General features: G+C 64.0%; 25 protein-coding genes. 12 read left to right on the top strand and 13 right to left on the bottom strand.

Translation table 11 applies throughout. The features are described 5' to 3' along the window. Window position 1 precedes the first annotated feature (1 nt). The 4 genes from ftsA to M2343_RS09260 all read left to right on the top strand — a co-directional run bounded on the left by ftsA (window position 2) and on the right by M2343_RS09260 (window position 5,751). Complete coding sequence (gene ftsA / locus M2343_RS09275) at window positions 2-1,261, top strand: cell division protein FtsA (protein WP_181558870.1); 1,260 nt, start codon at window positions 2-4, stop codon at window positions 1,259-1,261. 116 nt (window positions 1,262-1,377) lie between these two features. After that, window positions 1,378-2,880 (top strand): cell division protein FtsZ, encoded by a 1,503-nt coding sequence (gene ftsZ, locus M2343_RS09270; protein WP_264576423.1) that lies wholly within the window; start codon window positions 1,378-1,380, stop codon window positions 2,878-2,880. 52 nt (window positions 2,881-2,932) lie between these two features. Next, window positions 2,933-4,600: an SPOR domain-containing protein gene (locus M2343_RS09265; protein WP_264576422.1), complete on the top strand. Its 1,668-nt coding sequence runs from the start codon at window positions 2,933-2,935 to the stop codon at window positions 4,598-4,600. Further along, a complete protein-coding gene (locus M2343_RS09260; protein ID WP_264576421.1) occupies window positions 4,597-5,751 on the top strand; it encodes a deoxyguanosinetriphosphate triphosphohydrolase in 1,155 nt (384 codons plus the stop codon). Before M2343_RS09265 ends, M2343_RS09260 begins: the two co-directional genes overlap by 4 nt. Before the next feature lie 312 nt (window positions 5,752-6,063). On the opposite strand, the gene recF is transcribed toward M2343_RS09260, so the two are convergent. Next, window positions 6,064-7,131 carry a DNA replication/repair protein RecF gene (recF, locus tag M2343_RS09255; RefSeq protein WP_264576420.1) on the bottom strand — a complete coding sequence of 356 codons (1,068 nt, stop codon included), beginning with the start codon at window positions 7,129-7,131 and terminating at the stop codon, window positions 6,064-6,066. 87 nt (window positions 7,132-7,218) lie between these two features. On the opposite strand from recF, the gene M2343_RS09250 reads away from it, so the two are divergent. The 3 genes from M2343_RS09250 to M2343_RS09240 all read left to right on the top strand — a co-directional run bounded on the left by M2343_RS09250 (window position 7,219) and on the right by M2343_RS09240 (window position 9,368). Beyond that, window positions 7,219-7,782, top strand: coding sequence for a peroxiredoxin (locus M2343_RS09250; RefSeq protein ID WP_413716014.1), 564 nt, complete (start codon window positions 7,219-7,221; stop codon window positions 7,780-7,782). A gap of 116 nt (window positions 7,783-7,898) precedes the next feature. Next, complete coding sequence (locus M2343_RS09245; RefSeq protein WP_264576418.1) at window positions 7,899-8,363, top strand: thermonuclease family protein; 465 nt, start codon at window positions 7,899-7,901, stop codon at window positions 8,361-8,363. A gap of 87 nt (window positions 8,364-8,450) precedes the next feature. Then, complete coding sequence (locus M2343_RS09240; protein WP_264603880.1) at window positions 8,451-9,368, top strand: SDR family NAD(P)-dependent oxidoreductase; 918 nt, start codon at window positions 8,451-8,453, stop codon at window positions 9,366-9,368. Window positions 9,369-9,429: 61 nt separating this feature from the next. On the opposite strand, the gene M2343_RS09235 is transcribed toward M2343_RS09240, so the two are convergent. Both M2343_RS09235 and M2343_RS09230 read right to left on the bottom strand, forming a co-directional pair. Continuing rightward, window positions 9,430-10,092, bottom strand: a complete 663-nt coding sequence (locus M2343_RS09235) for a hypothetical protein (protein ID WP_264569603.1) — start codon at window positions 10,090-10,092, stop codon at window positions 9,430-9,432. 186 nt (window positions 10,093-10,278) lie between these two features. Then, window positions 10,279-10,446 carry a hypothetical protein gene (locus M2343_RS09230; protein WP_264576416.1) on the bottom strand — a complete coding sequence of 56 codons (168 nt, stop codon included), beginning with the start codon at window positions 10,444-10,446 and terminating at the stop codon, window positions 10,279-10,281. A gap of 223 nt (window positions 10,447-10,669) precedes the next feature. Here M2343_RS09230 and M2343_RS09225 point away from each other — a divergent pair, with 223 nt between their 5' ends. Next, the gene (locus M2343_RS09225) at window positions 10,670-10,804 is read left to right on the top strand and encodes an entericidin A/B family lipoprotein (protein ID WP_181558879.1); all 135 of its coding nucleotides are present in this window, start codon (window positions 10,670-10,672) and stop codon (window positions 10,802-10,804) included. Window positions 10,805-10,877: 73 nt separating this feature from the next. On the opposite strand, the gene M2343_RS09220 is transcribed toward M2343_RS09225, so the two are convergent. Beyond that, window positions 10,878-11,456 carry a glycine zipper 2TM domain-containing protein gene (locus M2343_RS09220; RefSeq protein ID WP_264574593.1) on the bottom strand — a complete coding sequence of 193 codons (579 nt, stop codon included), beginning with the start codon at window positions 11,454-11,456 and terminating at the stop codon, window positions 10,878-10,880. A gap of 300 nt (window positions 11,457-11,756) precedes the next feature. Between M2343_RS09220 and M2343_RS09215 the strand changes: the two genes are divergently transcribed. Continuing rightward, window positions 11,757-12,938, top strand: coding sequence for an HNH endonuclease (locus M2343_RS09215; protein WP_264576415.1), 1,182 nt, complete (start codon window positions 11,757-11,759; stop codon window positions 12,936-12,938). A 38-nt stretch (window positions 12,939-12,976) separates the two neighbouring features. Here the strand turns inward: M2343_RS09215 and M2343_RS09210 are convergent, their stop codons facing one another. The 4 genes from M2343_RS09210 to M2343_RS09195 all read right to left on the bottom strand — a co-directional run bounded on the left by M2343_RS09210 (window position 12,977) and on the right by M2343_RS09195 (window position 15,170). Beyond that, on the bottom strand, window positions 12,977-14,029 hold the full coding sequence (locus M2343_RS09210) for a ribonucleotide-diphosphate reductase subunit beta (RefSeq protein WP_181558882.1): 1,053 nt from the start codon (window positions 14,027-14,029) through the stop codon (window positions 12,977-12,979). A 164-nt stretch (window positions 14,030-14,193) separates the two neighbouring features. Then, entirely contained in the window at window positions 14,194-14,382 is a 189-nt protein-coding gene (locus M2343_RS09205) for a hypothetical protein (RefSeq protein ID WP_264576414.1), read from the bottom strand. Beyond that, window positions 14,379-14,786 (bottom strand): PepSY domain-containing protein, encoded by a 408-nt coding sequence (locus M2343_RS09200; RefSeq protein ID WP_264576413.1) that lies wholly within the window; start codon window positions 14,784-14,786, stop codon window positions 14,379-14,381. Before M2343_RS09200 ends, M2343_RS09205 begins: the two co-directional genes overlap by 4 nt. A gap of 57 nt (window positions 14,787-14,843) precedes the next feature. Further along, window positions 14,844-15,170, bottom strand: a complete 327-nt coding sequence (locus M2343_RS09195) for a hypothetical protein (RefSeq protein WP_264577531.1) — start codon at window positions 15,168-15,170, stop codon at window positions 14,844-14,846. Window positions 15,171-15,417: 247 nt separating this feature from the next. Here M2343_RS09195 and M2343_RS09190 point away from each other — a divergent pair, with 247 nt between their 5' ends. Next, window positions 15,418-15,816: a DUF2171 domain-containing protein gene (locus M2343_RS09190; RefSeq protein ID WP_264569609.1), complete on the top strand. Its 399-nt coding sequence runs from the start codon at window positions 15,418-15,420 to the stop codon at window positions 15,814-15,816. A gap of 343 nt (window positions 15,817-16,159) precedes the next feature. Here the strand turns inward: M2343_RS09190 and M2343_RS09185 are convergent, their stop codons facing one another. Next, window positions 16,160-17,131: an alpha/beta fold hydrolase gene (locus M2343_RS09185; RefSeq protein WP_264576412.1), complete on the bottom strand. Its 972-nt coding sequence runs from the start codon at window positions 17,129-17,131 to the stop codon at window positions 16,160-16,162. Window positions 17,132-17,217: 86 nt separating this feature from the next. Then, window positions 17,218-17,400, bottom strand: coding sequence for a hypothetical protein (locus M2343_RS09180; RefSeq protein WP_264576411.1), 183 nt, complete (start codon window positions 17,398-17,400; stop codon window positions 17,218-17,220). A gap of 256 nt (window positions 17,401-17,656) precedes the next feature. Here M2343_RS09180 and M2343_RS09175 point away from each other — a divergent pair, with 256 nt between their 5' ends. After that, window positions 17,657-18,169 carry a Panacea domain-containing protein gene (locus M2343_RS09175; protein ID WP_264576410.1) on the top strand — a complete coding sequence of 171 codons (513 nt, stop codon included), beginning with the start codon at window positions 17,657-17,659 and terminating at the stop codon, window positions 18,167-18,169. Between the two features lie 262 nt (window positions 18,170-18,431). Further along, a complete protein-coding gene (locus tag M2343_RS09170; protein WP_264586698.1) occupies window positions 18,432-18,929 on the top strand; it encodes a hypothetical protein in 498 nt (165 codons plus the stop codon). A 102-nt stretch (window positions 18,930-19,031) separates the two neighbouring features. Here the strand turns inward: M2343_RS09170 and M2343_RS09165 are convergent, their stop codons facing one another. The 3 genes from M2343_RS09165 to uvrA form a co-directional block, all read right to left on the bottom strand. Beyond that, window positions 19,032-19,286: a BrnA antitoxin family protein gene (locus M2343_RS09165; RefSeq protein ID WP_264576408.1), complete on the bottom strand. Its 255-nt coding sequence runs from the start codon at window positions 19,284-19,286 to the stop codon at window positions 19,032-19,034. Then, window positions 19,240-19,518 carry a BrnT family toxin gene (locus tag M2343_RS09160; protein WP_264576407.1) on the bottom strand — a complete coding sequence of 93 codons (279 nt, stop codon included), beginning with the start codon at window positions 19,516-19,518 and terminating at the stop codon, window positions 19,240-19,242. The genes M2343_RS09165 and M2343_RS09160 overlap by 47 nt, the downstream gene beginning before the upstream one ends. A 109-nt stretch (window positions 19,519-19,627) precedes the next feature. Beyond that, window positions 19,628-22,654 (bottom strand): excinuclease ABC subunit UvrA, encoded by a 3,027-nt coding sequence (uvrA, locus tag M2343_RS09155; protein ID WP_264576406.1) that lies wholly within the window; start codon window positions 22,652-22,654, stop codon window positions 19,628-19,630. Between the last annotated feature and the right edge of the window lie 62 nt (window positions 22,655-22,716).

Genomic DNA, 22,716 nt, shown 5'->3' with positions numbered 1-22,716 from the left:
CATGGCGGCGCGCAATGATGGGCTGATTACCGCGATCGACATCGGCACCTGGAAGGTGTCGGCGCTGATCGCGCGCAAGCAGGAGGATGGCACGCTGGCGGTGCTGGGCACCGGTCAGCGCGAGAGCCGGGGCGTGCGCCGGGGTTTCGTGGTCGACATGGAGCGGACCGAACTGGCCGTGCGCGAGACCGTCGAGCAGGCCGAGAAGGTCGCCGGCACCAACATCGAGAAGGTCATTCTGAGCTTCTCCGGCGGCAGCATCGAGAGCAAGGTCGAGCCGGTCGAGATCAATGTCGGCGGTCGGCGGATCGAGCAGGCCGATATCGAGAGCCTGTACGATCAGGCGCGCGAGCGGATCGACCCGGGTGGCCGGGTCATCCTGCAGGCGCAGCCGACGCTCTACACCATCGATGGCATGCGCGGCGTCGCGCGGCCGATGGGGCTTCATGCCGATCAGCTTGGCGTGGATATCCATGTGGTGCTGGCCGATGGCGCGCCACTGCGCAACCTCGAAACCAGCGTGCGCGGGGCCTATCTTGATGTGCAGAGCATCATCGCTGCGCCGGTCGCCACCGCGGCGGCCTGCCTCTCCGACGAAGAGCGCGATCTTGGCGTGGCGCTGGTTGAGCTCGGGGCGGGCGTCACCAATGTGTCGCTGCACATCGGCGGCATGCTGGTGGGCTTCAAATCCATTCCCATCGGCGCGGCCGACGTCACGGACGACATTGCCTCGGCCTTCGGCATTCGTCGCAGCCAGGCCGAGCGCATGAAGTGCTTCTACGGCTCAGCGATGCAGTCGCGCCGGGACTTTCGCGAGATCATCGAAATCGCGCCGGCGGCCAGCAGCGCCGAGCAGACCGAAGCGCGCCGCGTGACCCGTGCCGAACTGGTCGGCGTCATCTGCGAGCGGCTCAACCGGCTGATGGCGGAGGTCAACAAGGCGCTGGGCGAGATGGGCTTCCACTCGCCGGTCGGGCGCCAGGTCGTGCTGACCGGCGGCGGCGCGGAGCTCAAGGGCATGGCGGACTACGCCCAGACTGCGCTCGGCCGCGCCGTTCGGATCGGTCGCCCCAAGCTGCTCGATGCCATGCCCGAGGCGCATCGTGGCCCGGCTTTCGCGACGCTCGCCGGCCTCGCGCTCTATGCGTCGAAGGAGCGGCAGGATCTGCTGCAGCGGCCTTTGCGCGAGCAGCGCGTCCACACGACGCGCGGCGGAGCGGTCGTCCAGCGGCTGATCGCGGCGTTGCGCGCAGGCTATTAGGGTCAGGCCGCAACATATTGTGGATGAGCGGTTAAAAAGAACGTGAATTGGCGGCTCATCTGGTGCATGAATCCCGACAAGGTGACGGTGCGGTTTGCACCCGGAGGAGATAGTTGATGAGCATTGAAATCGGTCCGCCCCATGTGGACGAGCTGAAGCCGCGGATTACCGTTATCGGCGTCGGCGGGGCGGGCGGAAATGCGATTGCCAACATGATTGGCGCGTCTGTGGATGGGGTCGACTTCATTGTCGCCAACACGGATGCTCAAGCGCTCAATGCCTCTCCCGCGGAACGCCGCATCCAGCTCGGCCCGCGCATTACCGAGGGTCTCGGCGCCGGTTCGCGCCCCGACATCGGCCGCGCCGCTGCAGAAGAAACCATTGCGGAAGTGCAGGAGGCGCTTGAAGGCGTCCACATGTGCTTCATCGCTGCGGGCATGGGCGGCGGCACCGGCACCGGCGCAGCGCCGGTCATCGCCAAGGCCGCGCGTGAAAAGGGCATTCTCACGGTCGGCGTGGTCACCAAGCCGTTCACCTTTGAAGGCTCGCGCCGGATGCGTTCGGCAGACTCGGGCATCGAGGAGTTGCAGAAGCACGTCGATACGCTGATCGTCATTCCGAACCAGAATCTGTTCCTGATCGCCAACCCGAACACGACCTTCAAGGAAGCGTTCGAGATGGCCGACGAAGTGCTGCAGCAGGGCGTGCGCGGCATCACCGATCTCATGGTCATGCCTGGCCTCATCAACCTCGACTTTGCCGACGTCCGCTCCGTGATGGAAGAGATGGGCAAGGCGATGATGGGTACCGGCGAGGCCGAAGGCGACGGGCGTGCGCTCGAAGCTGCCGAGAAGGCGATTGCCAATCCGCTGCTCGATGGCGTCTCGATGCGTGGTGCCAAGGGCGTCATCGTCTCCATCGTGGGTGGCGAGGACATGCGCCTGATGGAAGTCGACGAGGCCGCCAACCACATCCGCGAGCTGGTCGATCCCGATGCGAACATCATCTGGGGTTCGGCGTTCAACGAGCAGTTGAACGGCAAGATCCGCGTCTCCGTCGTCGCGACGGGCATCGATAATGAAGCGAGCGCCGCGGCGCAGGCCCGCAGCCAGCCGTTCAAGCTGGGCGATGTGGGCGTCGCCGCCGCGCCGCGTCAGGCCGCACCTGCTGTGTCGGCGCCGGCCAATCTCGTCCGCCCGGAGGCTGCCCCCGCGCCGCGCTATGACGAAGGGCTGGACCTTGGTGGCGTCGCGCCGGCGCGCAACGAGTCGTTCACACCGGCCCCGACCAGCGAGGCGCCTGCCAGCTTCCAGGCGCCCAAGCCGGAAGAGCCCAAGCCGGCCCCGCGCTTTGCGGCATCGACCTTCGACGACATCACCGGCGAGGATGAGCTGGTGCTCGACAACAGCGTCTCGCCCGAGCCGCCGCTTCGGGTCGAGCCGCCGCAGCCCGCCGAGGAGCCGGCCAGCAAGGGCACGAGTGGCGGCACGCTGTTCGAGCGCATGTCGCAGCTTGCGCGTGGGCAGGCCCGTCAGGGAAATGCCGAGGAGAGCGAGAGCGAGCGGGATCGCACCGAATTCGAGGTGCCACGCTTCCTTAATCGCCAGAACAACCAGTAAAACTGTGCACGGCGGGACGCAGCCCGTCCCGCCGGACAGAAGAGGTGTATCCGTGAAGTCGACCAGCTGCATTCTGGCCCTTTCTCTGGCCATCGCAGCGCCTGTGTTCGCGCAAAGCGGCGGGATGGTTCAGGCCACGCCACCAGCCGAGGCGGTAGCCGCGCTCAACCGCCATCTCGCCTCTCTCTCCCGTAATCCTCAGGATGTGAATGCCCTGTTGGGCGCCGGCCAGGCCGCGCTGGATCTGGGGGACATTCAGGCGGCAAACGGCTTCTTCACGCGGGCCAATATGGTCGACGGGCGCAACGGCCGCGCGCGGCTGGGTCTGGCGGTCGTGCAGATCGCCTTGAAGCAGCCTGCCGATGCCGCCGCGAACTTCGATGCTGCCTCGGCCTTGGGTGTCAGCGCCCAGGCGCATCTGCCCGAGCGCGCGCTGGCTTATGATCTCACGGGGCAGCAGGCCAAAGCGCAGCAGGATTATCGCGCCGTCCTGCAGGCCAATCCCAATGATAACACCGCGCGGCTTAATTATGCGGTGTCGCTGGGCGTCTCCGGCAATCTCGCGGAAGCCGAGCAGCAGCTGAAGCCCGCCCTGACCAGCGGCGACCGTGAGGCGTGGCGTATCCGCGCCTTCGTCCTGGCGATGAACGGCCAGATGGCCGAGGCGCGCTCCATTGCGCAGACGACGCTGCCGAAGGGCCTTGCCGACGCGCTGGAGCCTTATCTGCAACGCCTGCCGTTGCTGACCGCGAGCCAGAAGGTCTCCGCGGTCCATTATGGCGAGTATCCGGCGGATGTTCTCCGTTTGGCTGCACCCGAGCCGGCGCGGAACCGCGATACGCAGGTTGCTGCTACCACCGAGCGCGAGCGGGGCGGCCGGCGTCAGACGGCGGCAGAACGACGGGCCGCGCAGCAGGCCGCGCGCCGCACGTCGCAGGCCCAGCGGCAAGCACCCGCTGAGGCAGCGGCCCAGCCGCTTCCACCGCCGCCACCGCCTGCTGCGGCAGCATCCCCAGCGCCGCAACAGCCGGTGCAGACCGCCGCGCGCGCCCCCGCGTCGCAGCCGGCCCGGCCGGCTCCTTCGCCGGCTCCGGTGACGCCGCCGGCCAGTCGCGTGACCAACCCCGCGCCGACGGCCGCCGCTGCCGTGGCGCCGGCGGCACCCAGTACGCCGGCCCCGGCGGCGTCTGCGCCGGCACCCGCACCTGCGCCCGTGCCGCAACCGGTGCGGTCCCTTGGCGACACGCTGCAGGCGCTCGAAGTGCCGGAAGGCGAGCGCCGGCAGGTCGCCGTCGCTGATCTGAGCGCGGTCGCGCGGATTCAGGAGCAGCGCCGGCTCGCGGCAGCCGCGCAGCAGGCCAAGTTCAAGGCGGATGCCGAGGCCCGCGCCAAGGCGGAGGCTGAACGCAAGGCCGAGGCTGAGCGCAAGGCCAAGCTGGCGGCAAACCCGTCGCGCAACTGGGTGCAATTGGCAGCGGGGCGTGATCCGGCTGCGCTGGCCTTCGATCTGCGCCGTTTGCGCCGGACCTATGGCGATACGATTGCCGGGCAGGATGGCTGGACGGCCACCTGGGGCGAGACGCGCCGCCTGCTGATCGGCCCCTTCCGTCGCCCTGAGGATGCGCGGGCGGTGGTGACCGAATTGCGCAAGGCGGGAGGCGACGCGTTCTTCTGGCAAAGCGAAGCCGGCGAGGAAGTCAGCAAGATCGGCACGCAGTGAGCGTGCTCGCCCCCTATGCCTGTGACCCGGCGCGCAGCCGGGGTCGTCAACATGCCGAGCCGGGTGGCGAGGCGCGCGGACCACGCGACATTTTCCAGCGCGACCGCGACCGGATCATTCACTCCATCAGCTTCCGTCGCCTGCGCCACAAGACGCAGGTGTTCGTCGCACCCGATGGCGACCATTATCGCGTCCGCCTGACGCACAGCCTTGAGGTTGCGCAGATCGGGCGGACGATCGCCCGGGTGCTGGGGCTCAATGAAGATCTGACCGAGGCACTGTGCCTCGCCCATGATATCGGCCATCCCCCGTTCGGCCATGCCGGGGAAGATGCGCTGGAGGAGGCGCTGGCCGGGCAGGGCGGCTTCGATCATAACGCCCATTGCCTGCGCACGCTCGCCTTGCTGGAAAATGCCTATCCCCGCTTCCCCGGCCTCAATCTGAGCTGGGAGATGATGGAGGGGCTGGCCAAGCATAACGGCCCGGTGCTGGCGCCGAACTGGGCGATGCAGCAGATCGATGCCGCCTTTCCGCTGGAGCTGGAAAGCTGGCCGTCGCTGGAAGCGCAGGTCGCGGCGCTTGCCGACGATATCGCCTATGACAATCATGATATCGACGATGGCCTGCGCGCCGGCATTCTGACGCTCGAACAGCTTCTGGAAGTCCCGTTCGTCCGCCGCTGCTGGGAGCAGGTCACCGCGCGCTATCCTGATCTGCCGGCCGAGCAGCTGTTGCGGGAACTGATCCGCGACCAGATTGGCATCATGGTCAACGATCTCATCATGACCACACGCGAAAACTTGCGCCTGCATGGGCTGGAGCAGGCCGATGTCTCCGCCGTGCGGGGCGCGGGACAGGCCATGGTCGCCTTCTCGGATGCGATGCGGGAGGACGAGCGCCAGCTCAAGCGCTTCATGTACGCCAATCTCTATCATCATCCGACCCAGCTGGCGGCGGCCGGGCGGGCGCGGGTGATCGTCACCGATCTGTTTCGCGCCTATCAGGCCGATCCTGCGCTGATGGGGACCGCCTGGGATGCCAGTTGCGGCGCCGCCGAGCCCGAGCGCAGCCGCCATATCGCGGACTATATCGCGGGCATGACCGATCGCTTCGCCGAGCGCGCGCATCAGGAGATTTTCGGAGTTTCCTAGGCGAGGACAGAGTCCGCGAGGGCGTTGTCCACTATCGATTTGGTCAGAGCCCGGGACCAGCGGCTCATGTGGGGGGAAGCCGACTTCGCCACCCTCCACCGTTCGTGCTGAGTAGGGTCTGAGTAGGGCCGCAGGCGCGTAGCGAAGACCCGTATCGAAGCATCTCAGTCATGGGCTGCACCTTCGATACGCTGCTTCGACAGGTTCAGCAGCTACTCAGGACGAACGGAGGGCGGTCAGCAATGATGCCGTGTCTGAAAAGTCCGCTTGCGGGAAAAGGCGTAATAGCCGCGCTTCGCCCACACCGGTTGATCACCCCGTGATCACCTGCCCCGCTTCCACCCGCAAATAGGTCGCCTGATCCAGCCCGTTGAACAGATCGGCCTCAGTCCCGGTCATCCACACCTGCCCGCCGCTGGCGCGCAACCGTTCGAACAGGGCATGGCGGCGCGTCGGATCGAGATGGGCGGCCACCTCGTCCAGCAGGATGATGAGCGGTCGCCCGCTCTGTGTGCCGACCAATTGGGCGTGGGCGAGCATGATGCTGAGCAGCAGCGCCTTTTGCTCCCCTGTCGAGCACAGCGCCGCATCCTGCTGCTTGGCTTCGTGCGTGACCAGAAGGTCGGCGCGATGCGGGCCGACAAGCGTCCGCCCCGCCGCCCGGTCTCCCGTCCGCGCCGAGCGCAGCCGAGCGGCAAGGGTGCCTTCCTCAAATGGCTCGCCGGTCAGCCTCAAGGTCGGCCGGGCGAAGAGATGCTGCGCGCTGCGGGCGATCTCCTCTTCCAGTTCGGCGATCAGCGCCCGCCGTGCGACGTCGATTGCGGCGCCATGTTCCGCCATGCGGGCTTCCAGCGCGGCGAGCCAATCCGGGTCTGCCGGCCCGTCTTCTCCCAGCAGGGCATTGCGCGCGCGCATCGCGGCCTCATAGCGCGCGCTGTGATGGGCGTGCGATGGCGCCTGAGCGAGCACCAGCCGATCCAGGAACCGGCGCCGCCCGCCGGGGCTATCGAGGAACAGGCGGTCCATCGCCGGTGTCAGCCAGCTCAGCGACACACGCGCCGAGAGGGCATTGGCTGGCGAGGCGCGCCCGTCGATCCGCACTTGGCGCTTGTCCGGCGCCTCGGGGTCGGTGCCGGTCCCCAATGCGGCATCGCCCAATCGCGCGGCGACGGCAAAGCCACCCGGCCCGCTCTGCCGCGCCATGTCTCGCAGGGCAGCGCCGCGCAGGCCGCGGCCCGGCGCCAGCAGCGAAATCGCTTCGAGGATGTTCGTCTTCCCCGCGCCATTCTCGCCGGTCAGGACGATCATCGGCGCGTCAGGCACAATCAGGGCGTCGGCATGATTGCGGAAATTGGTGAGGGCAAGGCGGTCGATCGCCATGGCTGCTCGTAACCGGTGAGGGCTGGCACGCCAAGGCCTTCTATGGCAGATTGTGCGGATCGTGAGTCAGCAGACGGGAATGGGCATATGTTCGGCAAAGCATCGAAGACAATCATGATTGCGATGCTGGGCGGCGCCCTGCTCGGCAGCGGCGCGCAGGCAGCGCTGCCGGTCGGCGCCAAGGCGCCGGATTTCGAGACGCGCGGTGCGCTCGCCGGCAAGGTGTTCAGCGTCAAGCTGTCTGATGCGCTGAAGAAAGGCCCGGTCGTGCTCTACTTCTTCCCCGCGGCTTTCACCAAGGGCTGCACGGCGGAAACCAAGGAATTTGCCGATCAGGCCGATGCATTCAAGAAAGCCGGCGCGACGGTGATCGGCATGTCCGCCGACCCGGTCGACGTTCTGCAGCGCTTTTCCACCGAGGCGTGCGGCAGCAAGTTCGCGGTGGCCTCGGCCGGGCCGCGTCTCATCACCAATTACGACGTGGCGCTCAAGGCGGACAATCCGGCCTTTGCGGGCAAGACGGACCGCACCTCCTATGTCATCAGCCCGGCGGGCCGGATCGTCTATGTGCATAGCGCGCTCGACTATCGCGACCATGTGAAGAACACGCTCGCCGCCGTGCAGTCCATGGCCGGCGACCACAAGCACTGATCCTCCGCACCAGACCTGCCGGACGGCGCAGGGGTTTCCAGGGATCAGCCGGCAGGCCGCGCCGACGATGGCTTGCGCGACTGAGTTCGCTGGCTCTTCTGGCGTTTCTGCTGATCGTGCTGGCCCTGCTCCGTGCGCCGCCCGAACGGATCGAGGCCGCCGATGGGGCGCGCGTGCACGTGATGGATGGCGACAGCTTGCGGATCGGCCCGCGGATCGTGCGCATCGCGGACATTGACGCGGTCGAACTGAACCAGCGTTGCCAGGATGCGGCCGGCCAGCCCTGGGACTGCGGCACGCAGGCGCGCGACGCCCTGCTGGCGCTGGTGCGCGGCGGTGGGCTCACCTGCGAGTCCCGGACGACGGACCAATATGGCCGCGCCGTGGCGACCTGCGCCACCCCCCGGATCGCGGATGTCGGCGCGACCATGGTGGCGGAGGGCTGGGCGATCAGCGACCTCGGGCGCGGCTCCGGCGCGTATCGGCAGGAAGAGGAGGCTGCCCGTTCCGCCCGGCGGGGCATCTGGCGTGGCACGTTCGAGACGCCCTCGGTCTGGCGCGCCGCGCATCCGCGATCCTGACGCGCCATGATCACGCGACAGCCGCTGTTGACTCTGTCCGGATTTGCTGGATGAGATTGGAGGAGCGGCCGGGCGCAGCATCGGCCGATGGATCAGTTTGAGCAAGCCGGCGAGGCGCCGGGTTTGGAGAGGAAAGTCATGGAGATTGCGGGCACGACGGCGTTCATCACGGGCGGGGCGAGCGGGATCGGCTTCGGCATTGCCCAGCAGCTGCTCGCCAATGGCGCCAGGCTGGTGCTGGCCGATATCCGCCAGGACCATCTCGATGAAGCCAAGGCATTTTTCGAGGAGCGCCAGCAGGGCCGCAATGTCCACACCATGCGGCTAGACGTGTCCGACCGCGACCAGATGCGCGAGGCCGCCAAGGAATGCGAGGCCGTGATGGGCGGGCCGGAAATCCTGATCAACAATGCCGGCATCGATCCGTCCGGCCCGTTCGATCAGGCCACCTATGCCGATTGGGACTATGGCATCGGCGTCAATCTCATGGGGCCGATCAACGGCATCATGGAATTTACGCCCGGCATGCGCCGGCGGGGCAAGGGTGGCCACATCGTCAACACCGCGTCGCTGGCCGGGCTGACGCCGATGCCGAGCTTCATGGCCATTTATGCGGTCGCGAAGGCGGGGGTCATCACCCTGTCTGAATCGATCCGCGACAGCATGGCGCAGGACAATATCGGCGTGACGGTGCTGATGCCCGGCCCGATCAAGAGCCGCATCCATGAATCCGGCCAGAACCGGCCGGAGCGCTTCCGCTTGGGCAGCGGCCTCGCGCAGACGGAGGATCAGCTCGCCAAGCGCGTCGTGTCAGATACCTGGATGGAACCGACGGAAGTGGGCGACATGATCGTCGACGCGATCCGCAACAACACATTGTATGTGGCGACGCACGGCAACTGGAAAGACAATGTGGAAGAGCGCTTCAAGGCGCTGATGGCCGCAATGCCGGAGGCCAGGCCGTTCGATTTCGGCGCGACCCTGGCCGTGCCGGACGAAGACTGAGGATTGATCCGGACCCGGAGCGCGCCCGCTTCTTACGCTGGGCGCGCGTCCCGGGCGCCGCTTAGCGCTGCGTGGTCGTCTGGCTGGTCGTCGCCTGGACGGTCTGCACCAGACCCGGCGTGCTGTTTGCGGCCGCAGCCCGCGCGAGCGATCCGTCCGGATCGGGCAGGCTGGCGGCCTTGTTCAGCTCCCACAGTAGGAACGTCGCCTTCTCGCTGAACGCGATGGGGGTCTGGTTCGCGACCTCGGCGAGCTGCGCCTTGGCCTTGGCGCAGAACTTGTCGCGCGACTGGGTGTTGGAATAGCGGTTGTAGAGCTTGGTCATATGGTCGTCATGGGCGTCCTGCCACTTGCGACCGCCCTTGGCCTTGAACAGATCGACCTGCATCTGCGCGGCTTCCGAGAGCAGGCCCTTATGCACCGAGAGCATCCGGTTATAATCTGAGACCATCGCGGCATTGTCCGGCCCTTGGCAGAGCAGCACGGCGACGTTCAGGCCCGAGCGCAGGTGCCACATGTCCTGCCCCTTGTTCTCGCCGATCAGGATCGGCGGCGGCGGCGGGACTTCGATCAGCGGGACATTCTGCGGAATGGGAACGGGAATGTTCTGCAGCGGCGCTTCAGCGACCTGCTTGGCGGTGCAGCCTGCCAGGGCCAGCAGCGGCAGAGCGGACAGTGCGACTGCGGCCTTGATCCGCCGGCCCCCGATCATGCTCAATGCCATAACGTTCTTCCTCCCGAGGGGGCGCCATGGGTGGCGGCCCTGTTCCCATCAAGAGGCGCTTATCCTCCTCTGATTCCACCAAGGCAAGACCCTTATGGACTCGATTCGTCGCACCGGCGGGGAACCCGCGACTCGCCGAGATTCAGAGCTTTGCGGTGATGCGGTTCATTGCCGCTTAAAGTGGAATCAGTGTCGGGTGCCGGCGTGGGTGCCGGCCGCCTTTGCGCCGACCATATGCTGCAACACGATCACGCGCTGCCGCTCACGGTGCCAGTCGCGCGAGGGGTTGGCCTGAATCTGCGCAAGCAGGCTCTGCAGCTCTTGGCGGCGATGCTCGATGGTGACCGGATCCATGCGGAAAGCTCCTTCGGTTGTACCGCTAGGAATACGTGCGCGCTGGCGACCGGTTCCCGCTTGCAAGCCCCTTCCGGCAGCAATGCATCGCACATGTGCGCCTTTTCATCCGGCCGGGGATCACCAAGCCGGGATCACCAGCAGGCGGATTGCTCCGGATCGCATTTTTTCGGATAGTCGAGGGCGTTGGAAAACATCCGATAATCGGAAAGGGATCGAGGACATGAAAACAAGACGGTCGGCGTTGCTTCTCGCGGTCGTGAGCGCATCCCTGCTCCTGTCTGCTTGCGCGACGGTGAAGGGCCTTGGCCGGGACATCGAGTCCGTGGGTCAGGCAGGCCAGGACGCGATGAAATAAGCGCTGCTGACAAAAGCCCGGCCCGCTGGGGTCAGCGCGCCGGGCTCATGCTACAGCTCTGCGTCGGTCCGGCTTAGCGGCAGACGACATCGCCCCGGTCGACCGACCGTCCGATCATCGCCCCGGCACCCGCGCCCAGCACGGCACCCAGGATCGAGGAACGGCCGCGATCGAGCTGATCGCCAAGCAAGCCGCCCAGCGCCGCACCGACGATCAGGCCCGTGGTGCCGTCCGACCGGCGGCAATAATAGCGATCATCATAACCCCGATACACGCGGGTATCGCGGTAGACGCGCACCGGCGCATAGCCGCCGCGATAGTAACGGTCCGCATAATAGCCGCGATAGCGCGGGTCCGGCCGGTTATAGTCATAGGCATAGACGACGCGCGGGGCAGGGCGGACGACAGGGCGGCGGTCGATCACCACAACCCGGTCACGGCCCCGGCGGTCGTCCCGGTCCCAACGGCGATTGTCATGACGGTAATCGCGCCGGTCGTCGCGGCGGTAGTCACGTCGATCGTCGCGGTCCCGCTGCCAATCCCGGTCATGCCCGCGACCCGGGTCGGCAAAAGCGGGGGTGGCGGCCAGACCGCCCACGGTCACGGCACCCAGCGCCAGCGCCGCGATGCTGTTCTTCAGAGCCTTGTACATCTGTCTCACTCCGATCCTCATTCTGTCTCTCCCGGCAGCGGGAGATCGGATCGGACTGTATCGCGAGTCGCCTGAACCGGTGGCGACGGGCGGTTCATTCGGGGGAAAGGGGAACTTCCGTTATTTCCGTTTCCCTCGAGCATGTGTGGCAGAATGCTTGGTCATATGCAGTACTGAGCACCCACTCTTGCGCTGCTTGATCCCATTCAGCCCAAGCATCGCGTGTTATGGACGTACTTCTGCAAATGACGCAAATATAGGTAACAGGTTTGTACATGCTATCCACTCGGCTAGGATTACATGCCCGGGGCAAAGGAACAAGCCAAAGTGACAAGAAGTTGGTCGGAAGCGGTTGCTGAAGCTGTGAAGCGGCATGTAGCGGCAACTGGTTCATCGACATTCACCCGGCAAGAATTGATGGATTCGCAGTTGGACGCCATCGTGTCTGATACTGGATCAGCCGGAGCAACGCCCCAGCAGACACTTAGCCGTGAGTTGCAGCACCTACGTGATTTGAGATTGCTCGATTTTTTGGGGTACGGAATTTACCGTTGGCTTGGCTCTGAGCACGGCCCAGAGCGCGGAGGAACACATAAGGGGGTCTTCGTCATAGGCTCGCACTCTATTTATCAAGACGAACCCGACCGTTTCTACCGGTTCCCCACAAGGTGGCTCGCGAACGCCTCAAAAATCGAAGGCAACTGGATCATCTATCAAGAGCCCCGGCGTGCAGGCCCTCGTGGCTATTACGCCGTCGCTAAATTCGAAAAGATTGCTGCCGACCCGGTGAATGAGGGCATGTACCTGGCGCTCATAGAGCCAGGTTCTTATTTGGAGTTCGGCAGGGATGTCCCGTTTCAGCTAGACGGCGCGGCTGTGGAAAGAGGACTTCTCGATCCCGACGGACGCTTGAACAATGGGCGTGCGATACAATCGATCCGATCAATCTCAGATGAGGATTTCAACCGTATCATCGGCCTTGGTCTTATTGAAGAAGATCAGTTTTTGCCGAGGGTCGATGATGTTGGGCTTCCCAATGTCATGAAGGAAGAAATCTTACCGTGGCACGGCCCGATTGATCGAGCCACCATGCTCGTCAATCGAACCGTAAGAGACAGGCAGTTCCGCAAGCGCATACTTGATGTTTATGACTGCCGTTGCGCGCTAACGGGTATGAAACTGATCAATGGGGGAGGCCGTGCTGAAGCGCAGGCTGCTCATATTATGAGCGTCGAAGCGGGTGGCCCCGATGTGGTGAACAACGGAATTGCGCTTTCCGGGACCATTCACTGGATGTTCGATAGAGGATTGATCTCATTGGACGACGATGGCGAAATTCTACTTTCTCGAAAGATCAACGACATCGACGGCGTGAGTAAACTCATTCACGCTGACCGGAAGGCTCGATTTCCAGCCTCTCTGACGCACAGGCCGCACCCGCGATACCTTGATTGGCATCGGCGGGAGCGATTTAGCGCCTGATTGCGAGCCGTCACAGCGAGTAGGGAACCGTTCTGCGGTTACTCCGCCGCCACCCCAGCCCGCGAGAACATGTCCTCGCCGCTATCGCTTTCGGCCTCGCCGTCATTGGCGCGCATTTTCTTGCGGCGGTCGAAGCTGTCCCACACTTCGTTCCAGTTGCCGCGCGTGGCGCCTTTGGAATATTCGGTGGCGCGCGTTTCGAAGAAGTTGGCGTGCTCCACGCCGTTGAGCAGCGGGGTGAGCCAGGGCAGCGGGTGCTCCTCGATCATGTAGATCGGTTGGAAGCCGAGTTGGCCCAGCCGCCAGTCGGCGATGTAGCGGATGTAGCGCTTGATCTCCTTGGCGGTCATGCCGGGCACCGGGCCTTGCTCGAAGGCGAGGTCGATGAAGGCATCCTCCAGCCGCACGGTCTTCTGGCAGCAATCGATAATGTCTTCCTTCACCGCCTTGGTCAGGCAGTCGCGCTCCTTCACGAACTCGTGGAACAGGCGCACGATGCCCTCGCAGTGCAGGCTCTCGTCGCGCACCGACCAGGTGACGATTTGGCCCATGCCCTTCATCTTGTTAAAGCGCGGGAAGTTCATCAGCATCGCGAAGCTGGCGAAGAGCTGCATGCCCTCGGTGAAGCCGCCGAACATGGCAAGGGTGCGGGCGATGTCCTCATCGCTGTCCACGCCGAACTGCTGCATGTAATCATGCTTGGCGCGCATCTCGTCATATTCGAGGAACATCGAATATTCGCTCTCGGGCATGCCGATGGTGTCGAGCAGGTGCGAATAGGCCGCGATGTGGATCGTTTCCATGTTGCTGAACGCGGTCAGCATCATCTTGATCTCGGTCGGCTTGAACACGCGGCCATATTTATCGTGGTAGCAATCCTGCACTTCCACGTCCGCCTGGGTGAAGAAGCGGAAGATCTGCGTCAGCAGGTTGCGCTCATGGTCGGAGAGCTTCTGCGCCCAGTCGCGGCAATCCTCGCCCAGAGGCACTTCCTCGGGCATCCAGTGGACCTGCTGCTGGCGCTTCCAATAGTCATAGGCCCAGGGATATTCGAAGGGCTTGTAGACCTTGGAGGCTTGGAGAAGCGACATTTTTCCGGGCTCCGCAATTGGGATGGCTGTAGGGCACAAATCACTAGATGAAGGGGGATGCTAGTCCAATCCACCACAATGTCTAGCGGTGTTGTGGCGTTCATCCACAGTAAATTTTGTGTCCCCGGCCTTGACTTTCGCCAGCGCCGCAGGCCGCCGTCGGTTCAGCCGGCCATGCGCTCCAGCCCCCAGGCGAACAGGGCGAGGATGAGCGCGAAGGAGAGCGCCATGGTGCCGGCGATGCGCTTGCCATAGACCCCTTGCGGCGTCCGCGCCCTGCGCGCGAGGATGAGGGCACCGCAGAGCGCCGCGGTGCCCGAGACGCCGGCCATGATGAGCGCCGGGAGGGTCATTTCCAGAAGATGTCGCGCCGTCCCCGGCTGAGGCGGTTGCGGAACATCTGCACATACATCCACATGCCGGAAATCGCGAAGAAGACGAGCGCGAAGCCGGAGAGCAGCGAGATGATCACGCCGACGGGGCCGAAAAACTCGCCCGAGTGGAGATGGTGGAACAGGCCGACCAGCTTGCGGGCGGGGTTCGGCGCGGCTTGCTGGGCGGCGGGTGCACCCGCAGTCGGGCCGGCCTTCTGTGCCGCGGCCGGCGCCTGCGCGGGTGGCGCCGCGCCGCGCTCCTCGGTCTCGAATACGCTCCCCCGCGCGACCATCGCGGCGAAATGGCTGCCGAGGCCGGTCAGGGCGATGAACAACATGAACAGGCCGATGAAGACGGTGGTCCAGCGATGCCATTTACGCATGGGTGCATCCTTTCTTGCGGAAGGCAGGTGCAGCAGCGGAAGGATGGGCGCTCGTCATCACCGGCCGCGCCACCGATCGACATAGACGGTCACCGTCTTGGTCTTGCGCGCGCCCACGCCGAAGACGACGATGCCGAGGAAATAGCCGAAATCATACCATCCGCCATTATTGGGCACGGCATAGACGGCGACATCGTCCGCGATCAGCGAGAGCGCCCAGCCGAAGGGAAAGATGAAGCCGTGCCACAGGCCGAGCAGGAAGCCGGGCGTATCCGGCGCGCTGCTCACCGCCGCGGCGCTCTGCCGGGCGCATCCGCCAAGGATCAGCAGCAGGCCCGCCGGCAAGGCGAGCGCGGCGCCGGTGCCGGCGGAGGGGCGGGGCATGGGGTGCGTGGTCATCGCGTCGGTCATCCGCTGCTATGTGACCGCTCCGGCGGCCGGACGCATTGACCCGTATCAAAAGCGGCGCGCGCCGTCTCGCGCCGGATTGCGCTCGGCGACCGTCGTGAACGGCCCAGTCGTGGCTGCGATGCGCTGGATGGGGCGGGGCGTTCGGAACGCTCCGCCGCCTCGGCCGTTCTCTCTTCAGTACCATCTAGTTCATTGTATCTGCAGAGAAAAGGAGCGAGCCATGTTCGAGAAGTGGCGCATCAAGGAGCATATGGAAGTCGCGGATGCGAGCGGCCGCCATGTCGGCACCGTCGACAAGGTGGACGGCGATCTGCTGGTCCTCACCCGCACGGATTCGGCGGACAGCCGCCATCACCAGATCAACCTCGATTATGTTGACAGCATCCATGACGATCGTGTCACGCTCAAGCCCGACACGCCCATGCCCGAGGGCCTGACGATCGGCGGCGGCTATGCCGATGGCACGCGCCCCGGCGTGCAGTCCGGCGGTGTGAAGACGGACAGCTATGCCGGCAGCGCGGCGACCACCAGCACGACCGGCACCAACGAGAATTCGCAGATCTTCGGCACCAGCGGCCTCGGCACCGGCATGGGCGGCTCAGGCACGCCCTCGACCTGAGGCAGGTCCGCCCGAACAACCCCGGTGGCCGGGTCCCTCCCGCCCGGCCACCAACATATCGCTGCGACGAAAGAGCGCCTGCATACGTCCGTCCGATGCAGCGGGACGGCCCAACGTGCGTCAGGCGCGATTGATCGCGCAGCCCTTGTTCCCTGGCCTGTCGACCCTATCTGATAGGGAACAGGTTCAGTGAATGCTGCACCCAAAGGGGTAGAAAGTCGCTTCGGCGGTGATCTCCCACACACAGCCGAGCGGCTGAAAAGGGTCCGGTCTCCCATCCCCCCACCCCCCGGGAGGCCGGACTTCTTTTCCGCTCACATCTTCCGAAAAATTGGCCCCGAGGTCAGTCGCGCAGGAAGGCCTGCAGCGCCGCGAGTGTCGCCTGCGGGTCGCTCTCCTGCAGATTATGCGTGGCGTTGGGCAGCGCATGACCGCGCACGTCCGTCGCCTCGGCCTGCCACACGCCCAATATGTCATCGAACAGGCGCGGATAGAGCCCCTTGCCGGCCCAGATGGCGAGCAGCGGGCAGGTGATCTTCTTCCCCGCCGCCAGATCGGCATGGTCCAGCTCCAGATCGACCGAGGCCGAGGCGCGATAATCCTCGCACATCGCATGCAGCATCGCGGGGTCGAGCCGGTGGCGATCATATTCCCGCTCGATCTCGCTGGTCGCCTCGCCCGCCCGCGCCGTGTAGCGCGCCAGCGTCTCCTCCTCCGGAATGGGCGCGGGGCGCAGGAAGCTGAACCAGTGATAATAGCCGCGCACGAAGCCGAGCGTGACATGGCTGTAGAGATAATGCTCCGGCAAGATGTCCAGCACGGCGAGCTTGCGGACCTTCTCGGGATGATCCAGCGCCATCCGCCGCCCGACCCGCGCACCGCGATCATGCCCGACGAGCAGGAAGCGCTCATGGCCCAGCTGCGCCATCACCTCCACGCCATCCTGCGCCATCGCCCGCTTGGAATAAGCCGAATGATCCGCGCCGCCCTCCGGCTTGCTGCTATCCCCATAACCGCGCAGATCGGCCAGGACGACGGTATAATCCCGCGCCAGCGCCGGGGCGACCAGATGCCAGGTGACAAGCGACTCCGGCGCGCCATGGAGCATGAGCAACGGCGGCCCCGATCCGCCCGTCACGACATTGATCTCCGCGCCACTGGTCTTGATCCGCAGGTTGCGAAAGCCGGGGTAGAGCTTCTGCCAGAGCGGCGGGGTGGTGGACTGTGCTTGCGCGGCGGCGGGCGCGATGTCGGTGGCGAGGCTCGCGGCTCCAACGGCGGCGGTTTGCTTGATGAAATCGCGTCGGCTGTTCATGGGGCGGGCCTCTCCGGTTTTGCTGCGAACTATGCGCGCTCTCAGAGTGAGGGGCCGGCGAGAGGCGGTCAAGCGTGTCGACGGCCTTACCAGTTGCCGCCAACGTCCTTGATGGCCTTGAGCAACGCCTTCTTGCTCTCCGTCCGGCGGGTGCCGCTGTTGCGGGGGATGTCGGCGTCCGTAATGCCGAGTTCCGCGCGGCGGCGGGCAATGCGCGCGCCGAGTTCTTCGAGCGGGATCGGCTCAGTCTTGGAGATCTTCGACGCCATAATCACCTGCCGTTTCATAGCGGATGCGCTTTTTCATATACGGCAGATCAAGCCCTTCTGAAAGGCGATAGAGCGCGCGGGCCTGTGAATTTAGCGGGGTTTGTCGTTCCAAGATAGGGAACGGGCTATTCTTGCATTCGCCGTTTGTTCGCTATATGTTCTTGCGATAGACTCCTTCCGAAGGTGCCTGCAATTCTATAGACGCATTGACCACTACCGGATTGAGCGCATCCTTTAGAAAAAACGGCGGATTTGTTTGTCTAAGAACGTCCATGTTGATGCCAAAGAGTTGGCCAATCTTCTCTTAGATTGGGCAGATGAAATGAATGTGCCGGTTACTCCAATGAAGCTTCAAAAACTTCTTTACTATTGCCATTCTGATTTTCTTCTCCTGACGGGAGGTGAGTTGCTCTCAGAAGAATTCGAAGCTTGGCAATATGGTCCGGTATTGGGTGAGGTATTTCAAGAGTTTAAGATTTTTTCTTCTCATCCTATCACTAAACGTGCCTCACGCTTTGACCCAATTTCCGCCACGAGGGTACAGTCAAAGGCTGCTGACCTCGGGCCAAACCGTGACGTTGTTAAGGCAATATTCCACTCGTATGCTCACCTTTCGGCGTCTGCCTTGTCGAGAATGTCCCACATCGAAAGCGGGCCGTGGCAGGAAGCTCTTAATCTGTTCGAGCGCGGCCGTAATATGGGTAAGCGAATAGGCAACGATTTGATCCGCTCCCATCATCGCCTAGAGAGAATTTCGATCGCACATTGACTTTGTGATCACGTTCTGTTCCATTTTGAGAATGGTTAATCAGATTCGATCCAATGCGCCCCTCGCTCTTTCTGTCGCTTCAATGACAGTACCCGGCAACGTGCTTGCAACGGTTTCAAATATAATGGAATTCGATGGCGCGAGCATCGGGTTCACGCATCATAAGACGTGGGAAGCACTCCCTGTTGCACTCAGAGGGGTTATCAGGCCCGAGTCTTCAAACATTGTCTTCCCCGGGACTCATCCACGGGTGGAAGCTTGCGTGATGGCTTTATTTCGGCTGGGACAGCAGAACCCAGTCGAAACGCGTCGATTTGTTGATTTTCCTGATGCAAAGTTAAAAACAGTCAATGATATTGAATGGGGCCCCAACATATTCATCAAGGTAAAGGGTGTCTGCTGGTACGTGCGGGATGGGAATGCAGTGATTCCACTGTTGCAACCCAGAAAGAAGCCTCTACCGGAAAGTGGAATGGCATTTTATGCCAGTCTTGGTCGCCAAGCTTTCTGTAAAGGTGATTGGCGAGAGGCAGTGATAGATTTGATCGATCTATCAGGTGACGATGATGAAGTCGTAGCGCAACCAATCTATCAATCCGATCTCTCAAAGCTTGATGATCGAATGATTGCGCAATACGTGACTACATTTATGGCAGCCAAGGAACGTGCAGACGCCTTGCGTGCTAGTAAGACTAAAAATCCACCTAAGTCAAAGCAAAGAGGGCTTTTCGATCCTCCTGAGCCTAATAGTCCAGAGTAGTTAAGCGGTGATTGGGCTCTCAGTCCTTCTTACGAGAAACCTGAAACCAGATCCCGCCGGCATGGCAGGGCGTATCGTTCACAACTTATGCGAAGGTTCACTTTACAACCCTGCAGCCTTCCGCAGTGCCTCATTGATCCGCGACTGCCAGCCCGGCCCATCGGCGCGGAAGCGGTCGATGACGGCTTCGTCGAGGCGCAGGGAGACGAGGCGTTTGGTTGAGCCGGCGGGGCGGCCGCGACGGATGAGTTTTTCGCCGATGCGGATTTCGGCGCGGTCCCACTGATCCTGCGTCCATTCGGGCGCGTCGTCAGGGTCTACCCAATTGCTCTGCGAACCTGTTTTGCTCTCGCTCATTGCACCTCCTCATCGATATCACGTGCCGGCCCTCGCCGCGCTGCGTCCAGACCAGCATCACCAGGCGATCATCAAGCAGCCCGTAGGTCTGAAAGCGATCCTCGCCATAGTCCTGGCGCAGATCGGGCAGCGTGAACGTCGGTCCAGCGAAGACTTGGCCGGCATCAGCAAAGTCGAGGCCGCGTTCGGCGAGCGTTTTATCGCGCTTTGCCGGATCGAAGCTGATCTTCACGGATTTATGTAGCTACAGAAAATGCATTGGTCAAGATCCACTGCGCTACATCCCCCATGGGTTGCCCTCAAGCTCATACGCCGCGCGGCGGCCCCGATAGGCGAGGGGGTTACTCCGCCGCCTCACTCACCGCCTTCTTCCCCAGCAATGGCGCCAGATACCGCCCCGTATAACTCCGCTTCTCCTTCACCACCTGCTCGGGCGTGCCGGTCGCGACGATCTCGCCGCCTTTCACGCCGCCTTCCGGCCCCAGGTCGATGATCCAGTCGGCGGTCTTGATGACATCGAGATTGTGCTCGATCACCACCACGCTGTTGCCCTGTTCGACCAGCGCGTGGAGCACTTCGAGCAGTTTGCGCACATCCTCGAAGTGCAGCCCGGTGGTGGGCTCATCGAGGATGTAGAGCGTGTTGCCGGTGGCGCGGCGGCTCAACTCCTTGGCGAGCTTCACGCGCTGGGCCTCGCCGCCTGAGAGCGTCGTCGCCTGCTGGCCGACCTTCACATAGCCCAGGCCCACTTCCGCGAGCATGGCCATGCGGTCCCGGATCGGCGGCACGGCCTTGAAGAACTCGACGGCGTCTTCCACCGTCATGTCCAGCACGTCGGCGATGCTGTGGCCCTTGAACTTCACCTCCAGCGTCTCGCGATTGTAGCGCTTGCCGTGGCATTCCTCGCAGGTGACGTAGACGTCCGGCAGGAAGTGCATCTCGATCTTAATGACGCCATCGCCCTGGCAGGCCTCGCAGCGGCCGCCCTTCACGTTGAAGGAGAAGCGGCCGGGCTTGTAGCCGCGCGCCTGGCTCTCGGGCAGGCCGGCGAACCAGTCGCGGATGTTGGTGAAGGCGCCGGTATAGGTCGCCGGGTTTGAGCGCGGGGTGCGGCCGATGGGCGACTGATCGATGTCGATCACCTTGTCGAGATGCTCCAGCCCCTCGATCTTGTCATGCGCGCCGGCGATGACGCGGGCGCCATTCAGCGCGCGGGCGCTGGCGGCATAGAGCGTGTCGATGGTGAAGCTGGACTTGCCCGAGCCGGAGACGCCGGTGATGCAGGTGAAGGTGCCGAGCGGGATGGACGCGCTGACGCCCTTGAGATTGTTCGCGCGGGCATTCTTCACGGTCAGCTTCTTGCCGCTGCCCTTGCGGCGCTTGGCGGCGACGGGGATTTCCCGCGTGCCGTTGAGATAATCGGCGGTGAGCGAGCCCTGCGTCGCCAGCACATCGGCCAGCGTGCCCTGCGCGACGATCTCGCCGCCATGCACGCCGGCGCCCGGCCCCATGTCCACGATATGGTCGGCCGCGCGGATCGCGTCCTCATCATGCTCCACGACGATGACGGTGTTGCCGAGATCGCGCAGGCGCTTGAGCGTCACGAGCAGCATGTCGTTGTCGCGCTGGTGGAGGCCGATGCTCGGCTCATCCAGCACATAGAGCACGCCGGAGAGGCCCGAGCCGATCTGGCTGGCGAGGCGGATGCGCTGGCTCTCGCCACCCGAGAGCGTGCCGCTGGTGCGATCGAGATTCAGGTAATCGAGGCCGACATTGTTGAGGAAGCCGAGCCGCTCGATGATCTCCTTGAGGATGGCCTTGGCGATCTGGTTCTGCTGGTCGGTCAGATGCTGGGGCAGGGCGGTGAACCAGGCCAGCGCATCCACCACGCTCATGCGGGTCGGGGTGGCGATGTCCTGCATCGCGACCTTCACGGCCAGCGCCTCGGGCTTTAGGCGCGCGCCGCCGCAGGTTTCGCAGGGCTGCGCGGTCTGGAACTTGCCCAGCTCCTCGCGCATCCAGGCGCTGTCCGTCTGCAGCATCCGGCGGTTGAGATTGCCGATCACGCCCTCGAACGGTTTGGAGACGCTGTAGCTCTTGCGCCCATCCTGGAAGGTGAGGGTGACCGGCTTGCCGCCCGTGCCGTGCAGGATGATGAGGCGCACCTCGCCCGGCAGTTCGCTCCACGGCGTCTCCAGGCTGAAGCCGAAGGCCTTGGCGAGGGAGGCGAGCACCTGCATGTAATAAGGGCTCGGCGGATTGGACTTGGCCCAGGGCACGATCGCGCCCTTTTTGAGCGTCAGCGCCTCATTGGGGACGACGAGCTGCTCGTCGAACTCCAGCTTCTCGCCAAGGCCGTCGCAGGCCGGGCAGGCGCCCTGCGGCGCGTTGAACGAGAACAGGCGCGGCTCGATCTCCTGAATGGTGAAGCCGCTGACCGGGCATGCGAATTTTTCGCTGAAGATGATGCGGTTGGCCGGAATGCCGGCGTTTTTCATGCCTTTTTTCAGCCCCTCCCCTTCAGGGGAGGGGTTGGGGTGGGGCTGCTGCGTCGCGCCCGTGACTTCCGATGACGGCATTGAGCCGCCATCACCCACCCCTTGCCCCTCCCTTGAAAGGGAGGGGTTAAGGAGAGACGCCACTGTCCCCTCAGCCAAATCCACATAAGCCAGCCCCTCAGCCAGCTTGAGCGCCGTCTCGAAGCTCTCGGCCAGCCGCTGCGCCATATCCTCGCGGACCACTACGCGGTCCACCACCACCTCGATGTCGTGCTTGTACTTCTTGTCGAGCGCGGGGGCTTCCTCGATGGGGTAGAATTCGCCATCGATGCGCACGCGGGTGAAGCCGGCCCGCTGCCATTCGGCCAGTTCCTTGCGATACTCGCCCTTGCGGCCCCGCACGACCGGGGCGAGCAGATAGACCCGCGTCCCCTCCGGCAGCGCCAGTACGCGGTCGACCATCTGGCTGACCGTCTGCGCGCTGATCGGTAGGCCGGTGGCGGGGGAGTAAGGCACGCCCACGCGCGCCCACAGTAGGCGCATATAGTCGTAGATCTCGGTCACGGTCGCGACCGTGGAGCGCGGGTTGCGGCTCGTGGTCTTCTGCTCGATCGAGATGGCCGGCGAGAGGCCGTCGATATGCTCAACATCCGGCTTCTGCATCATCTCCAGAAACTGGCGCGCATAAGCGGAGAGAGACTCCACATAGCGCCGCTGCCCCTCGGCATAGATGGTGTCGAAGGCGAGGCTCGACTTGCCGCTGCCGGAGAGGCCCGTGATGACGACCAGCGCATCGCGCGGCAGATCCACGTCAATGCCCTTGAGATTATGCTCGCGCGCGCCGCGCACCGAAATATGGGTAAGGCTCATGGGCGGTGTTCTATCTCTGTTCCTGAAGGGAATCCAGCGGCAAGGTTCAGCCAGAGGCACAG

The sequence above is a fragment of the Sphingobium sp. B8D3B genome (genome assembly GCF_025961875.1).
GTDB lineage: Bacteria > Pseudomonadota > Alphaproteobacteria > Sphingomonadales > Sphingomonadaceae > Sphingobium.
Note: the sequence above shows the minus strand (reverse complement) of the source record. Positions and strands in the feature narration are given on the sequence as shown.

Coding starts and splice junctions, on each gene's coding strand:
- ftsA (WP_181558870.1), top strand. CDS start 2: ATGGCGGCGCGCAATGATGGGCTGATTACCGCGATCGACATCGGCACC.
- ftsZ (WP_264576423.1), top strand. CDS start 1,378: ATGAGCATTGAAATCGGTCCGCCCCATGTGGACGAGCTGAAGCCGCGG.
- recF (WP_264576420.1), bottom strand. CDS start 7,131: ATGGCGATCGACCGCCTTGCCCTCACCAATTTCCGCAATCATGCCGAC.
- M2343_RS09250 (WP_413716014.1), top strand. CDS start 7,219: ATGTTCGGCAAAGCATCGAAGACAATCATGATTGCGATGCTGGGCGGC.
- M2343_RS09240 (WP_264603880.1), top strand. CDS start 8,451: ATGGATCAGTTTGAGCAAGCCGGCGAGGCGCCGGGTTTGGAGAGGAAA.
- M2343_RS09235 (WP_264569603.1), bottom strand. CDS start 10,092: ATGGCATTGAGCATGATCGGGGGCCGGCGGATCAAGGCCGCAGTCGCA.
- M2343_RS09230 (WP_264576416.1), bottom strand. CDS start 10,446: ATGGATCCGGTCACCATCGAGCATCGCCGCCAAGAGCTGCAGAGCCTG.
- M2343_RS09225 (WP_181558879.1), top strand. CDS start 10,670: ATGAAAACAAGACGGTCGGCGTTGCTTCTCGCGGTCGTGAGCGCATCC.
- M2343_RS09220 (WP_264574593.1), bottom strand. CDS start 11,456: ATGTACAAGGCTCTGAAGAACAGCATCGCGGCGCTGGCGCTGGGTGCC.
- M2343_RS09215 (WP_264576415.1), top strand. CDS start 11,757: ATGCCCGGGGCAAAGGAACAAGCCAAAGTGACAAGAAGTTGGTCGGAA.
- M2343_RS09210 (WP_181558882.1), bottom strand. CDS start 14,029: ATGTCGCTTCTCCAAGCCTCCAAGGTCTACAAGCCCTTCGAATATCCC.
- M2343_RS09205 (WP_264576414.1), bottom strand. CDS start 14,382: ATGACCCTCCCGGCGCTCATCATGGCCGGCGTCTCGGGCACCGCGGCG.
- M2343_RS09200 (WP_264576413.1), bottom strand. CDS start 14,786: ATGCGTAAATGGCATCGCTGGACCACCGTCTTCATCGGCCTGTTCATG.
- M2343_RS09195 (WP_264577531.1), bottom strand. CDS start 15,170: ATGCCCCGCCCCTCCGCCGGCACCGGCGCCGCGCTCGCCTTGCCGGCG.
- M2343_RS09190 (WP_264569609.1), top strand. CDS start 15,418: ATGTTCGAGAAGTGGCGCATCAAGGAGCATATGGAAGTCGCGGATGCG.
- M2343_RS09185 (WP_264576412.1), bottom strand. CDS start 17,131: ATGAACAGCCGACGCGATTTCATCAAGCAAACCGCCGCCGTTGGAGCC.
- M2343_RS09180 (WP_264576411.1), bottom strand. CDS start 17,400: ATGGCGTCGAAGATCTCCAAGACTGAGCCGATCCCGCTCGAAGAACTC.
- M2343_RS09165 (WP_264576408.1), bottom strand. CDS start 19,286: ATGAGCGAGAGCAAAACAGGTTCGCAGAGCAATTGGGTAGACCCTGAC.
- uvrA (WP_264576406.1), bottom strand. CDS start 22,654: ATGAGCCTTACCCATATTTCGGTGCGCGGCGCGCGCGAGCATAATCTC.